16 protein-coding genes and 4 tRNA genes are annotated in these 18,116 nt (G+C 51.5%); 5 read left to right on the top strand and 15 right to left on the bottom strand.

Annotated elements, in window-relative coordinates; genetic code table 11:
- Positions 1-80 precede the first annotated feature (80 nt).
- Complete coding sequence (ispB, locus tag R0134_RS03325) at positions 81-1,046, top strand: octaprenyl diphosphate synthase (RefSeq protein ID WP_319783463.1); 966 nt, start codon at positions 81-83, stop codon at positions 1,044-1,046.
- Between the two features lie 253 nt (positions 1,047-1,299).
- Here the strand turns inward: ispB and R0134_RS03320 are convergent, their stop codons facing one another.
- The 10 genes from R0134_RS03320 to R0134_RS03275 all read right to left on the bottom strand — a co-directional run bounded on the left by R0134_RS03320 (position 1,300) and on the right by R0134_RS03275 (position 12,918).
- Positions 1,300-2,616 carry an adenylosuccinate synthase gene (locus tag R0134_RS03320; protein ID WP_319783462.1) on the bottom strand — a complete coding sequence of 439 codons (1,317 nt, stop codon included), beginning with the start codon at positions 2,614-2,616 and terminating at the stop codon, positions 1,300-1,302.
- A gap of 215 nt (positions 2,617-2,831) precedes the next feature.
- Positions 2,832-3,722, bottom strand: coding sequence for a protease modulator HflC (hflC, locus tag R0134_RS03315; RefSeq protein WP_319783461.1), 891 nt, complete (start codon positions 3,720-3,722; stop codon positions 2,832-2,834).
- A 3-nt stretch (positions 3,723-3,725) separates the two neighbouring features.
- A complete protein-coding gene (gene hflK, locus R0134_RS03310; protein ID WP_319783460.1) occupies positions 3,726-4,898 on the bottom strand; it encodes an FtsH protease activity modulator HflK in 1,173 nt (390 codons plus the stop codon).
- The gene (gene hflX, locus R0134_RS03305; protein WP_319783459.1) at positions 4,885-6,231 is read right to left on the bottom strand and encodes a ribosome rescue GTPase HflX; all 1,347 of its coding nucleotides are present in this window, start codon (positions 6,229-6,231) and stop codon (positions 4,885-4,887) included. Before hflX ends, hflK begins: the two co-directional genes overlap by 14 nt.
- A gap of 75 nt (positions 6,232-6,306) precedes the next feature.
- On the bottom strand, positions 6,307-6,561 hold the full coding sequence (gene hfq / locus R0134_RS03300) for an RNA chaperone Hfq (RefSeq protein WP_319783458.1): 255 nt from the start codon (positions 6,559-6,561) through the stop codon (positions 6,307-6,309).
- 53 nt (positions 6,562-6,614) lie between these two features.
- The gene (gene miaA, locus R0134_RS03295; RefSeq protein WP_319783457.1) at positions 6,615-7,553 is read right to left on the bottom strand and encodes a tRNA (adenosine(37)-N6)-dimethylallyltransferase MiaA; all 939 of its coding nucleotides are present in this window, start codon (positions 7,551-7,553) and stop codon (positions 6,615-6,617) included.
- Between the two features lie 9 nt (positions 7,554-7,562).
- The gene (gene mutL, locus R0134_RS03290; RefSeq protein WP_319783456.1) at positions 7,563-9,506 is read right to left on the bottom strand and encodes a DNA mismatch repair endonuclease MutL; all 1,944 of its coding nucleotides are present in this window, start codon (positions 9,504-9,506) and stop codon (positions 7,563-7,565) included.
- A 1-nt stretch (position 9,507) separates the two neighbouring features.
- Entirely contained in the window at positions 9,508-10,857 is a 1,350-nt protein-coding gene (locus R0134_RS03285) for an N-acetylmuramoyl-L-alanine amidase (protein ID WP_319783455.1), read from the bottom strand.
- Positions 10,854-11,321 carry a tRNA (adenosine(37)-N6)-threonylcarbamoyltransferase complex ATPase subunit type 1 TsaE gene (gene tsaE, locus R0134_RS03280; protein ID WP_319783454.1) on the bottom strand — a complete coding sequence of 156 codons (468 nt, stop codon included), beginning with the start codon at positions 11,319-11,321 and terminating at the stop codon, positions 10,854-10,856. The genes R0134_RS03285 and tsaE overlap by 4 nt, the downstream gene beginning before the upstream one ends.
- On the bottom strand, positions 11,284-12,918 hold the full coding sequence (locus R0134_RS03275) for an NAD(P)H-hydrate dehydratase (RefSeq protein ID WP_319783453.1): 1,635 nt from the start codon (positions 12,916-12,918) through the stop codon (positions 11,284-11,286). Before R0134_RS03275 ends, tsaE begins: the two co-directional genes overlap by 38 nt.
- On the opposite strand from R0134_RS03275, the gene queG reads away from it, so the two are divergent.
- Together queG and R0134_RS03265 are read left to right on the top strand one after the other, a co-directional pair.
- A complete protein-coding gene (gene queG / locus R0134_RS03270) occupies positions 12,917-14,089 on the top strand; it encodes a tRNA epoxyqueuosine(34) reductase QueG (protein ID WP_319783452.1) in 1,173 nt (390 codons plus the stop codon). The two genes, R0134_RS03275 and queG, sit on opposite strands and share 2 nt — an antisense overlap.
- 147 nt (positions 14,090-14,236) lie before the next feature.
- Positions 14,237-14,527, top strand: a complete 291-nt coding sequence (locus tag R0134_RS03265; protein WP_319783451.1) for a hypothetical protein — start codon at positions 14,237-14,239, stop codon at positions 14,525-14,527.
- Positions 14,528-14,602: 75 nt separating this feature from the next.
- Here the strand turns inward: R0134_RS03265 and R0134_RS03260 are convergent.
- From R0134_RS03260 to orn, 5 genes are all read right to left on the bottom strand, one after another.
- A tRNA-Gly gene (locus tag R0134_RS03260) sits at positions 14,603-14,678 on the bottom strand.
- A gap of 68 nt (positions 14,679-14,746) precedes the next feature.
- Positions 14,747-14,822, bottom strand: a tRNA-Gly gene (locus tag R0134_RS03255).
- Between the two features lie 66 nt (positions 14,823-14,888).
- Positions 14,889-14,964 (bottom strand) — tRNA-Gly (locus R0134_RS03250).
- Positions 14,965-15,019: 55 nt separating this feature from the next.
- Positions 15,020-15,095: transfer RNA gene (locus R0134_RS03245), tRNA-Gly, on the bottom strand.
- A 307-nt stretch (positions 15,096-15,402) separates the two neighbouring features.
- Complete coding sequence (gene orn, locus R0134_RS03240; protein WP_319783450.1) at positions 15,403-15,948, bottom strand: oligoribonuclease; 546 nt, start codon at positions 15,946-15,948, stop codon at positions 15,403-15,405.
- Positions 15,949-16,036: 88 nt separating this feature from the next.
- Between orn and rsgA the strand changes: the two genes are divergently transcribed.
- Both rsgA and asd read left to right on the top strand, forming a co-directional pair.
- Positions 16,037-17,074 carry a small ribosomal subunit biogenesis GTPase RsgA gene (gene rsgA / locus R0134_RS03235; protein WP_319783449.1) on the top strand — a complete coding sequence of 346 codons (1,038 nt, stop codon included), beginning with the start codon at positions 16,037-16,039 and terminating at the stop codon, positions 17,072-17,074.
- A 114-nt stretch (positions 17,075-17,188) separates the two neighbouring features.
- Positions 17,189-18,076 carry an archaetidylserine decarboxylase gene (asd, locus tag R0134_RS03230; RefSeq protein ID WP_319783448.1) on the top strand — a complete coding sequence of 296 codons (888 nt, stop codon included), beginning with the start codon at positions 17,189-17,191 and terminating at the stop codon, positions 18,074-18,076.
- Positions 18,077-18,116 lie beyond the last annotated feature (40 nt).

The raw sequence follows: 18,116 nt of genomic DNA, 5'->3' as shown, positions 1-18,116 counted from the left end.
TATCCCTATGGTAAATAGTGTAAAATCCCAGCATCAGTGGCTGTTGACGGCGTCGTTTGGCTTACAAATTTATGGTAAATATGAATAAAATAAAACAATTGACCGAGCAAGATATGCAATCGGTGAACGATTTAATCAGCTCACGACTGCAATCAGACGTGGCGCTCATTAATCAACTGGGCTTCTATATAGTGGGTGCTGGCGGCAAGCGTATGCGCCCCCAACTCACCGTATTGGCCGCACGCGCCTTAGGTTACGAGGGTGATGCGCACATTACCTTGGCCGCCATTATCGAGTTTATTCACACCGCGACGCTGCTGCACGATGACGTGGTCGATGAGTCAGACTTGCGCCGTGGCCGCGATACTGCCAACGCCTTATTTGGCAATGCAGCCAGCGTTTTGGTCGGCGACTTTCTTTATACTCGCGCCTTTCAGATGATGACTGAACTGGATAACATGAAAATCATGCATATCTTAAGCGACGCTACCAATATTATTGCCGAAGGTGAAGTGCTGCAGTTAATGAACTGTAACGACCCCGACACCACCCAAGACAGCTATATGCAGGTGATTTACTGCAAGACCGCCAAGTTATTTGAAGCGGCCACCCGCTTGGCCGCGGTGCTTACCCACCAAGCGCCTGACGTTGAACAAGCCATGCTGGATTACGGTAAATATTTGGGCACCGCCTTCCAACTGGTTGACGACATCATGGACTACAGCTCAGACAGCGAGGACATGGGCAAGAACGTCGGTGACGACTTGGCCGAGGGTAAGCCTACCTTGCCCCTGCTGCGTGCCATGGAGGTGGGCAGCGCGGCGCAACGCGAGCGTATTCGTGATGCTATTGCTAATCGTACCGGTATGGATCATCTCGAAGAGATCATGGCCATCTTGGCCGATACCCAAGCGCTGGAATACAGCCAGCAACAAGCCGAGCTTGAAGCACAAAAAGCCATCGACAGTTTAAGCATCTTGCCCGACTCGGATCACAAACAAGCGCTGATCGATCTGGCTCATATGGCAGTAGAACGTAGCAGCTGATTATGTGAATAGTAAAGTGTGAGGGGTAAAACTGGATATCTGCATGCTCGGTGTGTTTTCTTTATGCTGGGCTTGCCTCGGTATCTAGTACTTAAGAAAAGCGAGATCCTGACGTGCGTCAGGAAGACGGCTAAAACACCTAGATCTGAAGGTTAGGTGTTTTTCATCTCCCTCCTCACCCTTTACCCCTTACGTTAAAAACAAAAACGCCAGCTCAATAAGCTGGCGTTTTTTATATGGATAAACCTAACGATTAAGCATCAAAAGGATGACGCAAAATCATGGTCTCATCACGATCCGGGCCGGTAGAAATAATATCAATCGGCACACCGGTTAGCTCTTCGATGCGCTTAATGTAATTGCGCGCCGCTTGTGGCAAACCTTCAAGGGTGACCACACCTACAGTGTTATCGCTCCAGCCTGGCATAATCTCATACACAGGAACAACGGTATCATAATCTTCGGCGGCCATCGGAGGCACATCCTTGATTGAACCGTCTGGCATTTGGTAGCCCACACAGATTTTCAGCTCTTTCAAACCATCCAATACATCTAGCTTGGTTAAGCAGAAACCAGAAATGGAGTTCACTTGAATGGCACGCTTAACGGCCACCAAGTCCAACCAGCCGGTACGACGTAAACGACCGGTAGTAGCACCAAATTCATGGCCCACTGTACCTAGGTGTTTGCCGACTTCATCCAGCTTCTCTTGACCGTCGTACAATTCGGTCGGGAAAGGACCTGAGCCTACGCGAGTGGCATAAGCTTTGATGATGCCCAACACATAATCAATGTGACGGGGACCAAAACCTGAGCCAGTAGCCACGCCGCCAGCAGTGGTATTAGATGAGGTCACAAACGGATAAGTACCGTGGTCAATGTCCAGCAGAGTGCCTTGGGCACCTTCAAACATGATTTTATCACCGTTTTTACGGGCAATATCCAGCACGTTGGTCACATCGATAACCATGCTAGTCAGCAGCTCGGCGTAGCCTTTGGCTTCTTCTAATACCGTTTCATAAGAAACCGCTTCTACACCGTAAAAACCGGTTAACTGGAAGTTGTAATATTCTACAATTTCTTTCAACTTAACGGCAAAGGTGTCCATGTTGGCAAGGTCGCCGACGCGCAAACCGCGGCGTGCTACTTTGTCTTCATAGGCAGGGCCAATACCACGACCTGTAGTACCAATGGCATTAGCACCGCGCGCGATTTCTCGTGCTTGGTCCATGGCCACATGGTATTGCAGGATCAGCGGGCAAGCTTCGCTGAGTACCAAACGCTCGCGCACTGGCACACCGCGGGCTTCCAAACCGGCCATTTCCTTTAGCAAAGCTTCCGGCGACAACACTACACCGTTGGCAATAATGCACAGGCAGTTGTCACGTAAAATACCTGATGGAATAAGGTGGAGAACGGTTTTTTCACCGTCGATAACAAGAGTATGACCCGCGTTATGGCCGCCTTGATAGCGAACTACATAACGGGCTCTATTAGTCAGAAGGTCTACAACCTTCCCCTTGCCTTCATCACCCCATTGGGTGCCGAGTACAACAACGTTTTGTCCCATTTTTCCTTTCACTAACTGTTAAGTTATTAAAAACCGAGTCTATCAAATTTTGACCAGAGTCGAAATAAAGTAATGCCAATAAAACAAAACCGACGTTAAACGATAAGCTGTCAGCCATCAGCTAAAGACAACCAGCACTTTTTTATCGACTTACGGTAACACATAAAAAAGCCCGGCGAACCGGGCTTGGTTTGACTAAACGTGCTTATTCGATGTTACTGAGCTTTCCCTGATGGATCTTTCAGGAAGCGGAAGAAATCTCCGTCCGGCTTCAACACCATCAAGTCACCGCCATGTTCAAAGCTTTTACGATAGGCTTCGAGGCTACGAATAAAGCTGAAAAATTCTGGGTCAGCTGAATAGGCATCCGCGTAAATCTTAGCTGCTGATGCATCACCTTCACCGCGTAAGGTACGGCTATTACGCTGAGCGTCAGCAATCATAACGGTTACGTCACGATCGGCCTTCGCCTTGATAATTTCCGCCTGCTCACGGCCTTGAGACCTGTGCTCACGGGCCACAGCGGCACGCTCAGCACGCATCCGCTGATAGATAGAAGTAGAGATTTCGGTCGGCAGGTTAATCTGCTTGATCCGTACATCCACCACTTTTATACCTAAATCAGCAGACGACTCCAACTGATTGCGCAACGCCGCTTCCATGACTTCGCCCCGTTTACCGGACACGATTTCACGAATGGTCAAGTTACCAATTTCTGAACGCAGGCTGTTGTTAATACGACGGCGTAACAGGTTTTCTGCTTGCAGACGATTACCACCACCCGTGGCCAGATAATAAGTAGCAAAGTTGTCGATACGCCATTTCACGTAGGAGTCGATGATTAAGTCTTTCTTCTCCGAGGTGATAAAGCGATCAGCTTGATCATCTAGCGTCTGTAAACGCGCATCTAGCTTACGAACTTGATCTATCATCGGCACTTTAAAGTGCAGGCCTGGCCCATAAAGCGTCGGCAGCTCAGTACCTTGCTCACGTTTTACTTTGCCAAATTGCAGCACTATACCGCGCTCACCTTCCACTACCACGAATACCGAGGCATAAAAAATGATGGCAATCAGGGCAACAATAACCAATAAACCTTTTCTCATGGCTTAGTTTCTCCCTGTTGGACGAATAGTGCCTTGCTCAGCACCGGATCCGGTTTGACCGCTGTCTGAACCCGCTGCCTTTTGTAAGCCATTGATATAATCCGAGGTAATAATATTCGGGTCTACCACTGTTTTACGACTGGCGTTTTGTTCAACCAACTTGTCCAACGGCAGATACATCAGGTTGCTGCTTCCTTCCGGCGTATCAACAATCACCTTGTTCACCTTGGAATAAATCTCTTCCATGGTCTCAAGATAAATACGTTGGCGCATCAACTCAGGCTCCTGCTGATATTGCGGTAACAACTGGCGGAATCGTGCCACTTCACCTTCGGCACGCAGCGCAATCTGCTCTTTATAACCTTCAGCTTCTTGCAGCAGACGCTTCGCTTGGCCTCGAGCCTTAGGCCGAATTTCACGGTCATAAGCTTCGGCTTCACGAATAAAGCGTTGTTCGTCTTCTTGAGCGGCGATCGCATCATCGAAGGCATCTTTTACTTCTTCCGGCGGACGTGCCGGCAAAAAGTTCAGATCCACTATCGATAAACCCAGATCATAAGGTTCGATAATGCTTTCGAGTAATTCACGGGTTGCTTGACGCACACCATCACGGCCAGTGGTCAGCACGTCATCCATGGTGCTGTGACCCACCACAAAGCGCAGCGCACTGTCGAGAGCCTGATGCAAACTGTCGTCGGCGTTAGTGACGTTAAACAGATAGTCGCGAGGTTCGATCACGCGATACTGCACTTCCATCTCCACGCGCACCAAGTTTTCGTCTTCAGTCAGCATAAAGCCAGACGCAGGTTGTGAGCGCACCGACTCCACATCCACCGGAAATACTCGGTCGATAAAGGTCGCTTTCCAGCTTAAGCCTGGCTCTACGGTTTGGTAATAATTACCAAACCGCAGCACCACACCACGCTGAGCTTCGCCGATAGTATAGAAACCGCTGACTACCCACACCACTAGGGCAACAACCAAAGCAATGACCACAGCAAAAGAGCCGAAGTCGCCTCCGTTACCGGAGTCAGAGCTGCGTTTGCCGAGTAAACCACCGAACTTATTTCTCAGGTTTCGAATTACCTGATCCAGATCTGGCGGACCTTGCTGCTTACCGTTATTCCCCCAAGGGTCACGGTCTTTGCCACCATTTCCAGGCTCATTCCAAGCCATTTGTCTCTCCGTCTTTCTGATTTATAAAAGTAACTTTATCAAGCAATTCATCGCTTATAAAGCGCTCTAACGGCTCATTTTCCTGTTTCAACAAGCGCTGCCAATCTGCCTGCTGTAACCGAATATCCACTACAAACTCACCCTGCTCACCAAAAGTCTCATTTACCACGCCGTTAAGTGCATATAAGCGACTGCGCAGCTTAGACGCCGTAGGCGGCAAGATTAATCTATGCTCGACCAAGACTCCGGCCAGCAATTGGTTTAGGGCATCAAGCAAATACTCGATACCTTGATTGTTTTGCGCCGAGAGCCACACCGCGCGCGGCAAACCCGCCTCGTTTAGCTCAAGACGCGGGGGCGTATTATCTAACTTATCTATCTTATTGAATACCATGAGCACGGGCACATGGTCGGCCTCTATTTGCTCAAGTACCGAATTTACTTCATCGATATTTTCGTTCATTTGCTCATCAAAGCAATCCACCACATGCAGCAATAAATCCGCATCACGGGTTTCTTGCAGTGTGGCCTTAAAAGCCGCAATCAAGTCGTGGGGCAAATGACGAATAAAGCCCACCGTATCGGCTAACACCGCAGGGCCCGCATCCGGCAATTCAATCTTGCGCAACGTCGGGTCTAGGGTGGCAAACAATTGGTCTGCCGCATACACGTTGGCATCAGTCAGGCGATTAAATAACGTCGACTTGCCGGCGTTGGTATAGCCCACCAAAGACACGGTAGGAATCGCATTACGCTTGCGTGCTCGACGCCCCTGCTCACGCTGGCGTGCTACTTTATCTAGGCGCTTTTGAATGAGTTTAATGCGCTCACGCAACAAGCGACGGTCAGTTTCCAGCTGCATTTCACCGGGTCCGCGCAAACCAATGCCGCCTTTTTGGCGCCCAAGCTCTGCACGCCCACCCACCAAGCGCGTCGACATATGGCTAAGCTGAGCCAATTCGACTTGCAGCTTACCTTCGTGAGTACGCGCACGCTGGGCAAAAATATCCAAAATAAGCCCAGTGCGATTGAGCACTCGACAGTTGATCACGCGCTCTATGTTGCGCTCTTGCGATGCGCTGAGGGGATGATTAAAAATCACCACATCCGCATTCAGCATCTGCACCAATGCGGCCAACTCATCTATCTTACCCGAGCCAATAAATAATTTGGCTTGCGGGGAAGCACGACTGCCGGTTAACAGACCGATGCGCTCGACTCCCGCAGAGTCGACCAATAATTCCAGCTCTTCGAGATCTTCACGTTCTTTATCATTATCAAAATTAATGTGCACCAGAATAGCAGTCTCGCTGCTTTCATCACGCTCAAACAAGTTGCGTACTCCCTAACATGAAGTCGACATTAACAGCCAAGCCAAACGCTACCTGCAGGCTGAGTTTGCTTAAATTCAATCGGGTTGCTGCTCGCTCGCAGGTTCGTCGGCGCTGGGTGTCATTTGCACCGGTCGGGCAGGCACCACAGTCGAAATAGCGTGCTTATAGACCATCTGGCTGACGGTATTTTTCAGTAAGATAACGAATTGATCAAATGACTCTACTTGTCCTTGTAGCTTAATGCCATTGACTAGATAAATAGAGACCGGGACCCGTTCACGACGCAGCGCATTCAAAAATGGGTCCTGCAAAGATTGTCCCTTAGCCATAATGTTATCCTTATCTTTATCGTTATGAGTGTTGTTATTGTTGTTGTCTGTTTTTATTGGTCGTTATTTACGGCTTTTATCTGTGCTATTACATCCTGAGCCAGCAAGGTATTGTGGGTATCTAACCAGCACACCTCTGGCCAGCCTCTCAGCCAAGTAAGCTGGCGTTTCGCCAGCTGGCGCGTGGCAGCCTGCCCCCGCGCCACCATTTCATCATAGCCGACTACACCGCTCAGGTAATCCCACATTTGCCGATAACCCACGCAGCGAATAGAGGGCAAATCGGGATGTAAATCGCCGCGCTCATACAAACCTCGAACCTCTTGTTCAAAGCCTTCAGCCAACATCTGTAGAAAACGTGCATCAATCCGCTTATGCAGTTCACCACGATCGGTGGGCGCAATGGCAAACTGTAACACTTTGTAAGGTAAGGGATCACCCTTATGCTGCGTTAATTCTGTTAGCGTGCACCCAGAAATGCGAAAAACTTCTAATGCGCGGGAGATTCGCTGCGGATCATTAGGGTGAATACGCGCCGCCGCCACCGGGTCAATCTCAGCCAGCTCTTGATGCAGCGCCTCCCAGCCCTGCAACTGTGCTTGCACTTCAATCTGTGCGCGGATCTCAGGATTAGCACTTGGCAGGGGCGATAATCCTTCTAGCAAGGCCTTGAAGTAGAGCATGGTGCCGCCCACTAACAGCGGAATACGCCCCGCCGCGGTGATTTCAGCCATGGCAGCTAGCGCATCATGTCTAAAGTCCGCCGCCGAATAGGCTTCATCGGGTTCAATTAAATCAATCAAGCGATGCGGCGCCAGTGCTTGTTCCGCTGCGGTCGGCTTAGCCGTACCAATATTCATGCCTTTATATACCAGCGCTGAGTCGACGCTGATCAACTCGCAGGACAATTGCTGGCACAGCTCCATGGCGAGGCTAGTTTTACCGGACGCCGTAGGGCCCATTAAAAATATTGCGAGCGGTTTAGTACTCATGCTGAGTACTTATAAAGAGTGCTCATGATTCCACCTGTCTAATTGTTGCGCTAGGGCTAAGGGCTGTAAAAAATCACTGACGGCAGCAGTGGCTAAATCACTTGGCAGCTCAGCGTGAAGTTGCTGCCATAGAGCACGGGCTTCAGCCATCGACCAGCGGCTCGTTTTGGCGTTATGCGCGCACAACCACTGACACAAGTCTGCCGGCGCCGCCTGTTGCTGCAACTGGTTTAATAATTCAGGAAACAAGCACGCTAAGTCTGCGTGGCGCAGTGGCTGAGGCACGCGAGTGAGAATAATGGTGTCGCCATTGCCCTTTTTCAACTCCAGCCCGAGCTTTTGCAATTGCGCTTGATGCTCAACCACTGCTTGCTGCTGCGCCGCATCCAGGCTAATGCGAATGGGCAGCAACAAGGGTTGCGGCGTAAACCCTTGTTCCCACACCGCAAATAAAGCACGACCGTCCGTATAAGCACGCGCCCGATTAAGCTCGCACAACCAGAGTTGCCCTTGATGCCACACCACTAACCCCTGACCGTTAACCAGCTGCAGCGCTTGGCTGTGCTCAATATTTAATGGCTGAGCCGCCTCCCCGAGCGCAGGCAAAGGGGCTTGGGCATGAGTTTGGGTGTGAGCATCATAGGGTTGAGAGATCGGCGGCAAGGTGGTTAATAAACCATCTATGCCCTGCCATGCGCTGCGGCTAATATTGCTGGGCGAATTTTCTCGGGCCGAGCCCTCGCGAGTAGCGCCGCCATAGCCATGACGCGGTGCTTGATAACGTACCGGCTCAGAGGCGGAGCCGTCCTCACTTCGTTCGATGCTAGCCGCGCTCTGTGCGCTGGCGTAATCCTGACTGATTATTGTCTCTGAAGGCACAGCTGAAGGCGTTTTTGAATAAGCGCCCAGACCCGAATTTGAGTCTAAGTCTGAATCTGGCTCTGCCAACACTCGCGGCGCTTGCTCGAGCGCTTGGGCTAATACCTGATAGATAAAATCGTGCACCAAGCGCGCTTGATGAAAACGCACTTCGTGCTTCGCCGGATGCACGTTGACATCCACCTCGCTGGCATCCAGCTCCAGATATAAGACGAAGGCGCCGTGTGTATCACTGGGCAGCCGCTCGCCATAGGCTTGGCGCACCGCATGATTAAGCAACTTATCGCGCATCATGCGGCCATTGACGTAAGTGTATTGCACGTCAGGCTGAGATCGGCCGCCTGCTGGCGCCGCTAACCAGCCCCACAAGCGCAAACCATGATGCGCACAGTCGACCTTAAGTGCCGACTGCATAAAAGCCGAGCCACAAATGGCGGCCAGCCGTTTATCCTGCTGAGACGGCAAACGGGCGGCGCGATACTGGCGCACTTGTTTGCCGTTATGGCGCAATATCCAATCCACGTCGAAGCGACTGAGCGCGATGCGCCGGATCAGCTCATCAATATGGCTAAATTCGGTTTTTTCGGTGCGCATAAACTTGCGCCGCGCAGGCGTATTAAAAAATAAGTCGCTGACTTCTAGCGTAGTGCCCACCGGATGCGAAGCTGGCATCAGCTTCACCTCCATATCGCGCCCTTCGGCCATGGCCTGCCAAGCTTCATTTTGTTCGGCAGTTCTGGAGGTGAGAGTCAGGCGCGCCACCGAGCTAATCGAGGCGAGCGCTTCGCCGCGAAAGCCCAAGCTCATAATGCACTCGAGATCTTCCAGGGTGCTGACTTTTGAGGTGGCATGGCGCGATAACGCCAGCGCCAATTCCTCTTTAGCTATGCCGGCACCATTATCGCGGATGCGGATTAATTTCGCGCCGCCCCTTTCGATGTCGACCTCGACGCGAGTAGCCCCCGCGTCCAAGCTATTTTCAATCAGCTCTTTCACCACAGAGGCGGGACGCTCAACCACTTCGCCGGCGGCTATTTGGTTCGCTAATCGCGCGGGCAGGATCTGAATCGCCATATCAGCTCCCAGGAATATCCAATACTTGCCCGACTCGTACTACATCAGTCCGTAAGCTGTTATGACCTTTTAAGCGGCTCATGCTCACCCCATAGCGTTGGGCAATCAGCGATAAGCTTTCACCGCTGCGCACAGTATGCTTCTGTGCTCGGCCTTGGGATTGAGACTGGCTGGCCATCATGGTGCCGCTAGGCGGGTTTTGTCGATAATAGGATTTAACGCCATTAAAGACCGCCTGTGCCACCTTTTGCTGGTGATCGGCGGTTAACAACAGCCGCTCTTCTTCGGGGTTAGAAATAAAGCCCGCCTCAATCAACAACGAAGGAATATCAGGGGATTTTAATACCGCCAAGCTGGCATGTTCAGGCTTCGCTTTGTGCAGACGCACCACCTTGCCCATGGCACTTAAAATATGCTCACTGATGGCGTAACTGTCGGCGCGAGACTTATCCATCGATAAATCGAGGAAGGTACGTGTTAAGTATGGATTACCATCTGTTTGTGAAATCACCTCACCCACGCCGCCCAGTAATTCAGACTGGCGCTCTTGTTTTTCTAACCAACCGGCCATTTCTCGGTTGGCCCGATTAGACGACAACACCCACACGGATGCGCCGCGCGGGCCACTGTTCGCCACGCTGTCCGCATGAATAGACAGCAATAAGTCGGCTCGGCCTTTGCGGGCAATCTCGGATCTTTGGTTAAGGTTCACAAAGTAATCACCGGTGCGGGTCATCACGGCCCGCATGCCGGGCTCTCTATTAATCAAATCCGCCAAGCGGCGAGAAATGGCCAAGGTAATGTGCTTTTCACGATTTTTCTTCGGCCCTATGGCGCCCGGATCTTCACCACCGTGGCCCGCATCAATGGCGATCACCACTTCTTTTCGTCCAGCAGGTGCCGTGTTACGTACTGCTTGCTGGGGTGGTGCCACTTGATGCGGTAATGCTTGCTGCGCGCGCGCGCCATCCGTGTACGGCATATCAATAACCAAACGGTGGCCGTAATCCCCCGCCGGCGTTAAAGGAAACAACACCGGGCGCACGCTACTCTTAAGCTCAAACACCAACCGATAACTGTTGGCCACTTCTGGCTTGCTGTCGCGAATTTTGGTAACCAAGGTACTTTTATTGGTAATCGAATTAAACCGCACGCGGCTCTGGGTATTTTTAAGATCCACCACCAAACGGTGGGGGTTTTGCAACGTAAAGTACTCATATGACGGAGCCGAACTCATGTCCAGCACTAGGCGCGTATTATCTGGCGAGGGCCAGACTCGAATGCTTTCTAACTGATTCGCCCATGCTGAAACACTGAACCAAAAACAGAGTAATACCAGTATCGCTCTCATGTTGATAGTTTCTCCAATAACGCGTTCCCTACCTGAGTATTAGCCGACAATAACGCCACGCGCGCGAGCCCCTCATAACGCAAGGTGATCTCAAGATCGGCGTTCGGCAATAAGCCATGGCCGCGCTCTGGCCACTCCACTAAACACAGGCTGTCGGGCGTAAAATAATCGCGAATGCCCATATATTCCAGCTCTTCTGGATCGGCGAGACGATATAAATCAAAGTGATACACCTGCCAGCCCGCGACTTGATAGGGCTCAACGAGAGTATAGGTAGGACTTTTTACCTTGCCGACATGCCCCAGCGCTTGGATCACGCCGCGACTGAGCGTGGTTTTACCGGCACCCAGATCGCCGTGCAAAAAAATAATCGTGGCAGCACTGAAAGACTGGGCCAGTTTGGTACCAAGCGCCAGCGTTTGCTCTTCATCTGCAAGAGCCAGTTGTAGGGTCTGTGTCGTCATATTTATCATCTTGATTAATCAGGCTTCTGAGTGGTAAGAATAAATCTGCTGCCAGCATGCCAAGCTTGCCTTGAGTAGCCGCCATATCACCGGCTAACGCGTGCACGCAAACAGCCAATGAGGCCGCATTAAACGGCGTTAAACCTTGAGCCATAAGTGCGCCTATGATACCAGATAACACATCGCCCATCCCACCGGAGGCCATGCCGCAATTACCATAATGACATAATCTAACATGGCACTCATCAGCAATCAGGCTACCTGCACCTTTTAGTACCACCACACCGCCATATTGCTGCTGTATAGCACGCACTGCCGCCAGTCTATCCGCTTCAACCTCGGCGACGGTGCAGCCCAGTAATAACGCCGCCTCTCCCGAATGAGGCGTCAATACCCTAGATCGGGACGCCGCCGCTAACCGTGGATGGTTAGCGAGCCGCTCTTTAGCTAAAAACCACAGCCCGTCCGCATCAATCACCATTGGCTGATCCGATGCTACAAGCAAGACTTCAGAAAACAGCGCCTGCGCCCAATCATTGCGCCCAAGGCCTGGGCCTAACACTAAGGTGGATGCCCAGTCCCAGTCGTGAAAATTTGGAAAACTGGCGGTCATTAATTCCGGCCGCGTAAGATTCAAGCTAGCCTGATGATCTGGATGGCTGAGTAAACGCACCAAGCCTGCGCCCGTGCGCAGTGCCGCCTCGCCCGCAAGACGAATAGCGCCACTCATGCCAAGATTACCGCCAATCACTAATACTCGCCCCGCTTCCCCTTTATGGGCGCCGCGCCGACGCTGCGGTAAACCTTGGCGTAAGTCCGACCAATGCATCAGGCTGGCCACTGGCGTTTCCTTTAATGCAGCAAGAGGCAATGCCAGAGAAGGTAATGCCGCAGTCTCCAATAACGGCGTGCCTAGCGGTGCGTCTAACTCCACACCTAAGTTTGCCAGCAATAAGCGGCCCACTACATCTGGGCCACGGCCGGTGAGTAAGCCAAACTTCAAGCCAATCATGCATACCGTTTGTTCAGCCGCCACGGCTATCGTGAGTATTTGGCCGGTATCGGCACATAAACCCGAGGGCACATCGATGGCGACCACGGGTGCTCGGTGGTTATTAATATGGTGAATAGCGTGCTCAAAATCCTCGCGCACGGGCCCAATTAAGCCGGTGCCCAATAAGGCATCAATAATTAAATCCGGTGGGGGCTCTGACGCTTGGCTCTCAAGGTTGGCCAAGGCGTCGATAAGCCCACCCTCGGCCACATACTCATCACGGGCACGGGCCGCACCACCGGTTAAGCGCGCCGCATCACCCACCTGTATTACCCGCACTGAAATGCTGGCCGTTTGGGCTAATCGCGCCACTATATAACCATCACCGGCATTATTACCGCCACCGGTAAATATCCACCAGCAGCCCGCGTTCGGCCAGCTTAAGCAGGCTTGGTTGAACACCGCTTGACCGGCCCGCTCCATCAACTCAAATAAGCGGATACCGGCCGCCGTCGCCGCTTGCCGCTCGAGATGTCGGATCTGCTCCGAACGCCATAAGGATTGTGTTAGACTGTGAGACTTTTCCAGACCGATAATATCCATGACAGCTCCTAACTCAGTTCCCGATTTTGAGACCTTAGCGCACGATATCAAGCTGTGGGCGGCAGAGCTAGGCTTTAGCCAAGTGGGCATTACCGATACCGACTTAACTGAGCATGAGCCCAAACTGGCCGACTGGCTGGCTAAGGGTTATCACGGTGATATGGAATATATGGCCCGCCACGGCATGATGCGCGCACGCCCTCATGAGCTGCTGCCCGGCACTGTGCGGGTAATTTCGGTGCGCATGAATTATCTGCCCGAACAAGCGGCCATCGCTCATGTACTCAGTGACCCAACCCTTGGTTATATCAGCCGTTATGCGCTGGGGCGTGATTATCATAAGCTGATGCGCCAACGCTTAAAGAAGCTGTCAGATCGCATCGAACAAGCGGCGTCTGAATTAGTGGCGCGCCCGTTCGTTGATTCAGCCCCCGTATTAGAGCGCCCCTTAGCGGCCAAGGCCGGTTTAGGCTGGGTGGGCAAGCACTCATTATTAATTAATCGCCAGCAAGGCTCATTTTTCTTTATCGGTGAATTGCTGATAAATTTGCCCTTACCCCTGAGTCAGTCGGTGGATCAGCCCGTAGAAGAGGGCTGCGGCAAGTGTGTGGCCTGTATTACCGCCTGCCCCACCGGCGCTATCGTCGAGCCTTATGTGGTGGACGCGCGGCGCTGCATTTCTTATCTCACCATAGAGCAAGATGGCCCCATTCCACTAGAGTTACGCCCGCTAATGGGCAATCGCATTTATGGCTGTGATGACTGCCAGCTAATCTGCCCTTGGAACAAGTTTACCAAAGCCAGCCAAGAGCCCGACTTTGCCGCCCGCGATAATCTGCATGCGCCCGAATTACTGGCTTTATTTGACTGGAATGAGGATTACTTTCTTAAGCAAACCGAAGGCAGCCCCATTCGCCGCATTGGCCATCGCCGTTGGTTGCGCAATATCGCCGTCGCCTTAGGCAATGCGCCGGTAAGCCCCACTATTATCTTGGCATTAGAGCAAAAGCGCTTACAAGAGGACCTCGATGAGATGGTACTGGAGCACATTGATTGGGCACTGGCCCAACAAATGGCAGGCTTGGCCAAAGTGGGCCGCAAGACCGAACGTTTGATCCGCGCCGTCGACAAAGGCATGCCCAACCATGCACGTTTTACAGAGCTCAAATAATCCCCCCCACGCTCAAATGGGCTGAGCAACTACGCGGCTTTCTCTTCTATGCTTGAGCTAAAGGTTTCAATTAAGAGCTGAATTAAGAGCTGAATTAAGAGCTGAATTAAGAGCTGAATTAAGAGCTTAAACGAGAGGACTGGCCTGATGTCTTTTCATTTAGAGCGCCGTACTCTGTACACCTTGCTCCGTGACTACATGGCCCATTACGGTCAGCTGATTAATAACGATGAGCAGCTACGAGTAGCACTCACCAATACCGAAGAGCTGATCGACTTTGCCTTATACAAAGCAGACATCGCCATTGATGTGGATGCAGCGAAGCGCGTCAGTCTGGTGGGCTTGGCCTGGTTAGATTATGTAAAGCACCATCCAGATAACCCTGAAGGCTATGCTCCTACCGCAAAGGCAGAGCTAGAAAGCACAGTGATGCCCTAACCTAAAACAGCGCAGAGGATTTTTCTGAAAAATAGCCATAAAAAAAACCGACCCTAAGGTCGGTTTTTTTATATTTGGAGCGGGAAACGAGATTCGAACTCGCGACCCCAACCTTGGCAAGGTTGTGCTCTACCAGCTGAGCTATTCCCGCAGACTTACTTATTACTCAACACGTTTACTTTCAAAACACCGGTCTGGTGAACCCATGTCTTTTTAATTTGGAGCGGGAAACGAGATTCGAACTCGCGACCCCAACCTTGGCAAGGTTGTGCTCTACCAGCTGAGCTATTCCCGCAGACTTACTTATTACTCACACGTTTACTTTCAAAACACCGGCCTGGTAGCCCATGTCTTTTTAATTTGGAGCGGGAAACGAGATTCGAACTCGCGACCCCAACCTTGGCAAGGTTGTGCTCTACCAGCTGAGCTATTCCCGCAAAACTTTCTTTAACTTTTCAAAACACCGGCCTGGTAGCCCATGTCTTTTTAATTTGGAGCGGGAAACGAGATTCGAACTCGCGACCCCAACCTTGGCAAGGTTGTGCTCTACCAGCTGAGCTATTCCCGCTAAACTTTCTTTTCTTCTGCGAGGGGTCGCGGCGACCCTCTATCAACTTCAGCAAGGTGCTGTTCTACCTGCTAAGCTATTCCCGCAAAATCTGGTCTTACTTAAAATCTACTCTTACGACTCGTAACCGGTGGCGTTAATAATTACCAGTGGCTACGGGATGCGAATTATACGAGCGGACTGATCGAATGCAAGACCTTTTTTAGTCTTAGGCTACCGTTTGGCTACTTACTCGACAAATCCGCCCTTTTTGCTTAAATCTTGAGCTTTTATCGTAATCTTAGATTTTAACTCTTATATCTTAACCTTAGATCTTAAAGACTGTCTTACGATAAAACTGCAGCTCAGCTATCGATTCCCGAATGTCGTCCAACGCCTGATGACTGCCCTTCTTAGTAAATTGCTCTAGCAACTCAGGCTGCCAACGACGCACCAGCTCTTTAATGGTACTCACATCGATACTGCGATAATGGAAGAAGGCTTCCAGCTCCGGCATATGGCGCACCAAAAAGCGACGATCTTGACCTATGGTATTGCCACACAAGGGAGAAGTTTGCTCTGGCACCCATTGGCGTAAAAACGCTAAGGTTTGGGCAACGGCTTCCCCTTCACACACTTGGCTGGCTTTAACCCGTGCCACTAGCCCAGAGCCTGTGTGGGTATTCACATTCCAGTCATCCATTTTTGCCAGCTCGGCTTCATCTTGATAAATCGCCAGCACTGGGCCTTCGGCTAAAATGTTCAGCTCTTTATCGGTAATGATGGAGGCTATCTCAATTATCTTATGTTCATCCGGCTCAAGACCGGTCATTTCCAGATCGATCCAAACCAGATTTTCTGCATGTACGCTCATATTATCTCGCAAAGCTCGGTGGCAATAAGGACAAGTTGAAACAGGAAAGTGTATCATAGCGGCTTATAAATACCGATTTAGGAATATCATGACCAAGAGAAAAAAGCTCAACCAAGGCCAGTCCCGGCGGGTCAGTGATAATCACAACCGCCGCCTCAAGCGCAATGCCGCCGATACCATAGACGACAGCCAGCTGGGCCCTCAACAAGATGGGCTGGTGATCAGCCGCTTTGGCCAGCATGCCGACATAGAAGACGGCGAGCAGCAAATTCATCGCTGCAACTTAAGGCGCACTATCGGCTCTATCGTCACCGGCGATAAAGTCGCCTGGCGCCCCGGCATAGACACCAGCCAAGGCATTAGCGGCGTAGTTGAGGCGATACATCCGAGAAAAACCGTACTCACCCGTCCAGACTTCTACGACGGCGTTAAGCCGGTCGCGGCCAATATCGACCAAATAGTATTGGTCTCTTCGGTGCTGCCAGAGCTGAGCTGTCATGTAATAGACCGCTATTTAGTGGCTGCCGAAGATGTGGATATGCCGCCCATGATAGTGTTGAACAAGGTGGACTTGTTAACCACAGAAGAGCGCGCGCACGCCGAAACACTGCTGCAACGCTATTGTGACATTGGCTATCAAGTGCTGTATGTGAGCTGCGATACCGGCGAAGGGCTTGAAGAACTCAAACAAGCGTTCAACGACCATATTAGTATTTTTGTCGGCCAGTCTGGCGTGGGTAAGTCGTCCATCGTCAATGCGGTTATGCCAGAGGTGGGCGCCGTTACCGGTGCGGTATCCGATAACTCGGGCCTTGGCCAACATACCACCACCACCGCTCGGCTGTATCACTTCCCCTCGGGCGGCTCTTTAATTGACTCGCCGGGTATTCGGGAGTTTTCGCTCTGGCACTTGGCCCCAGAGCGCGTGGCGTGGTGTTTTCGCGAATTTCGTGATTATCTGGGTGGTTGTCGCTTTCGCGACTGCACCCACGGCAAGGATCCGGGTTGCTTGTTACAAGAAGCCACAGCAGATGGCCGCATTCACCCAGAACGTTTAGAAAGCTATCACCGTATTATGGCGGCCATGGCCGATAAGCCGACGCGCCACCACCCTAATTCGCTGTGATTTATTCACAGTTATAAGCTCACTTACAATAGTGACACCATTACCAAGCCACCTACACGTGGCTTAATAACAATTCACCTAACACAGTAAAAAGTACCTTTCGGAAGCATATCAATGACAGATCATTTAAAGATTTTACTGCAATATTTAATGCCCAAGCACTTAGTCTCACGCTTGGTGGGTCGGTTAGCCGCCAAAGAAGGCGGCCGCCTGCCCCAGTGGATGATCACCCGTTTTATCCGCCAATATCAGGTCAATATGCGTGAGGCCTTGCATGAAAACCCCGCTCATTACGCCAGCTTTAACGACTTTTTTACCCGTGCGCTAAAAGCCGATGCCCGCCCTGTGGTAGAAGACGAGCAAGTGCTGGCCATGCCCGTGGATGGCGCCATTAGTCAGTTGGCGCCGATTCAGCAAGGCCGCATTATTCAGGCGAAAGGCCATGATTACAGCGCTCGCACCCTGCTCGGTGGCGATAAAGCGCTGGCCGCACCTTTTATGGGCGGCGACTTCGCCACCATTTACTTGGCACCCAAGGATTATCATCGTATTCATATGCCGCTCGATGGCATATTGAAAACCATGATTTATGTGCCCGGCGAATTATTTTCGGTCAATCCGCTGACCGCCTCTCGCGTGCCCGAGCTATTTGCCCGAAACGAGCGGGTAGTCTGCGTGTTTGATACGGTCGCCGGCCCCATGGCCATGGTGCTAGTAGGTGCAACCATAGTAGCCAGCATCGAAACCGTATGGGCAGGTACCGTCACGCCGCCGGCAGGCAAGCGTATTCAGCGCTGGGATTACAAGCCAGACACGGCGCCGCGCTTAGCCAAAGGGGACGAGATGGGTCGCTTTAAATTGGGCAGCACAGTGGTGTGCTTGTTTGCCCCAGGACAAGTTAGCTTGGCTGAGCATTTATTGCCTGGCACTCCCACCCGTATGGGCACCGAATTTGGTACCCTTAACTCAGCAAGCATTGAGCATGAATTAGATAATAATTAAACTAGCTACGCCAGAAAGCTATTGACCGCGGCAGTGCTCT

The organism is Oceanisphaera sp. IT1-181 (genome assembly GCF_033807535.1).
Classification (GTDB): domain Bacteria; phylum Pseudomonadota; class Gammaproteobacteria; order Enterobacterales; family Aeromonadaceae; genus Oceanimonas.
Note: the sequence above shows the minus strand (reverse complement) of the source record. Positions and strands in the feature narration are given on the sequence as shown.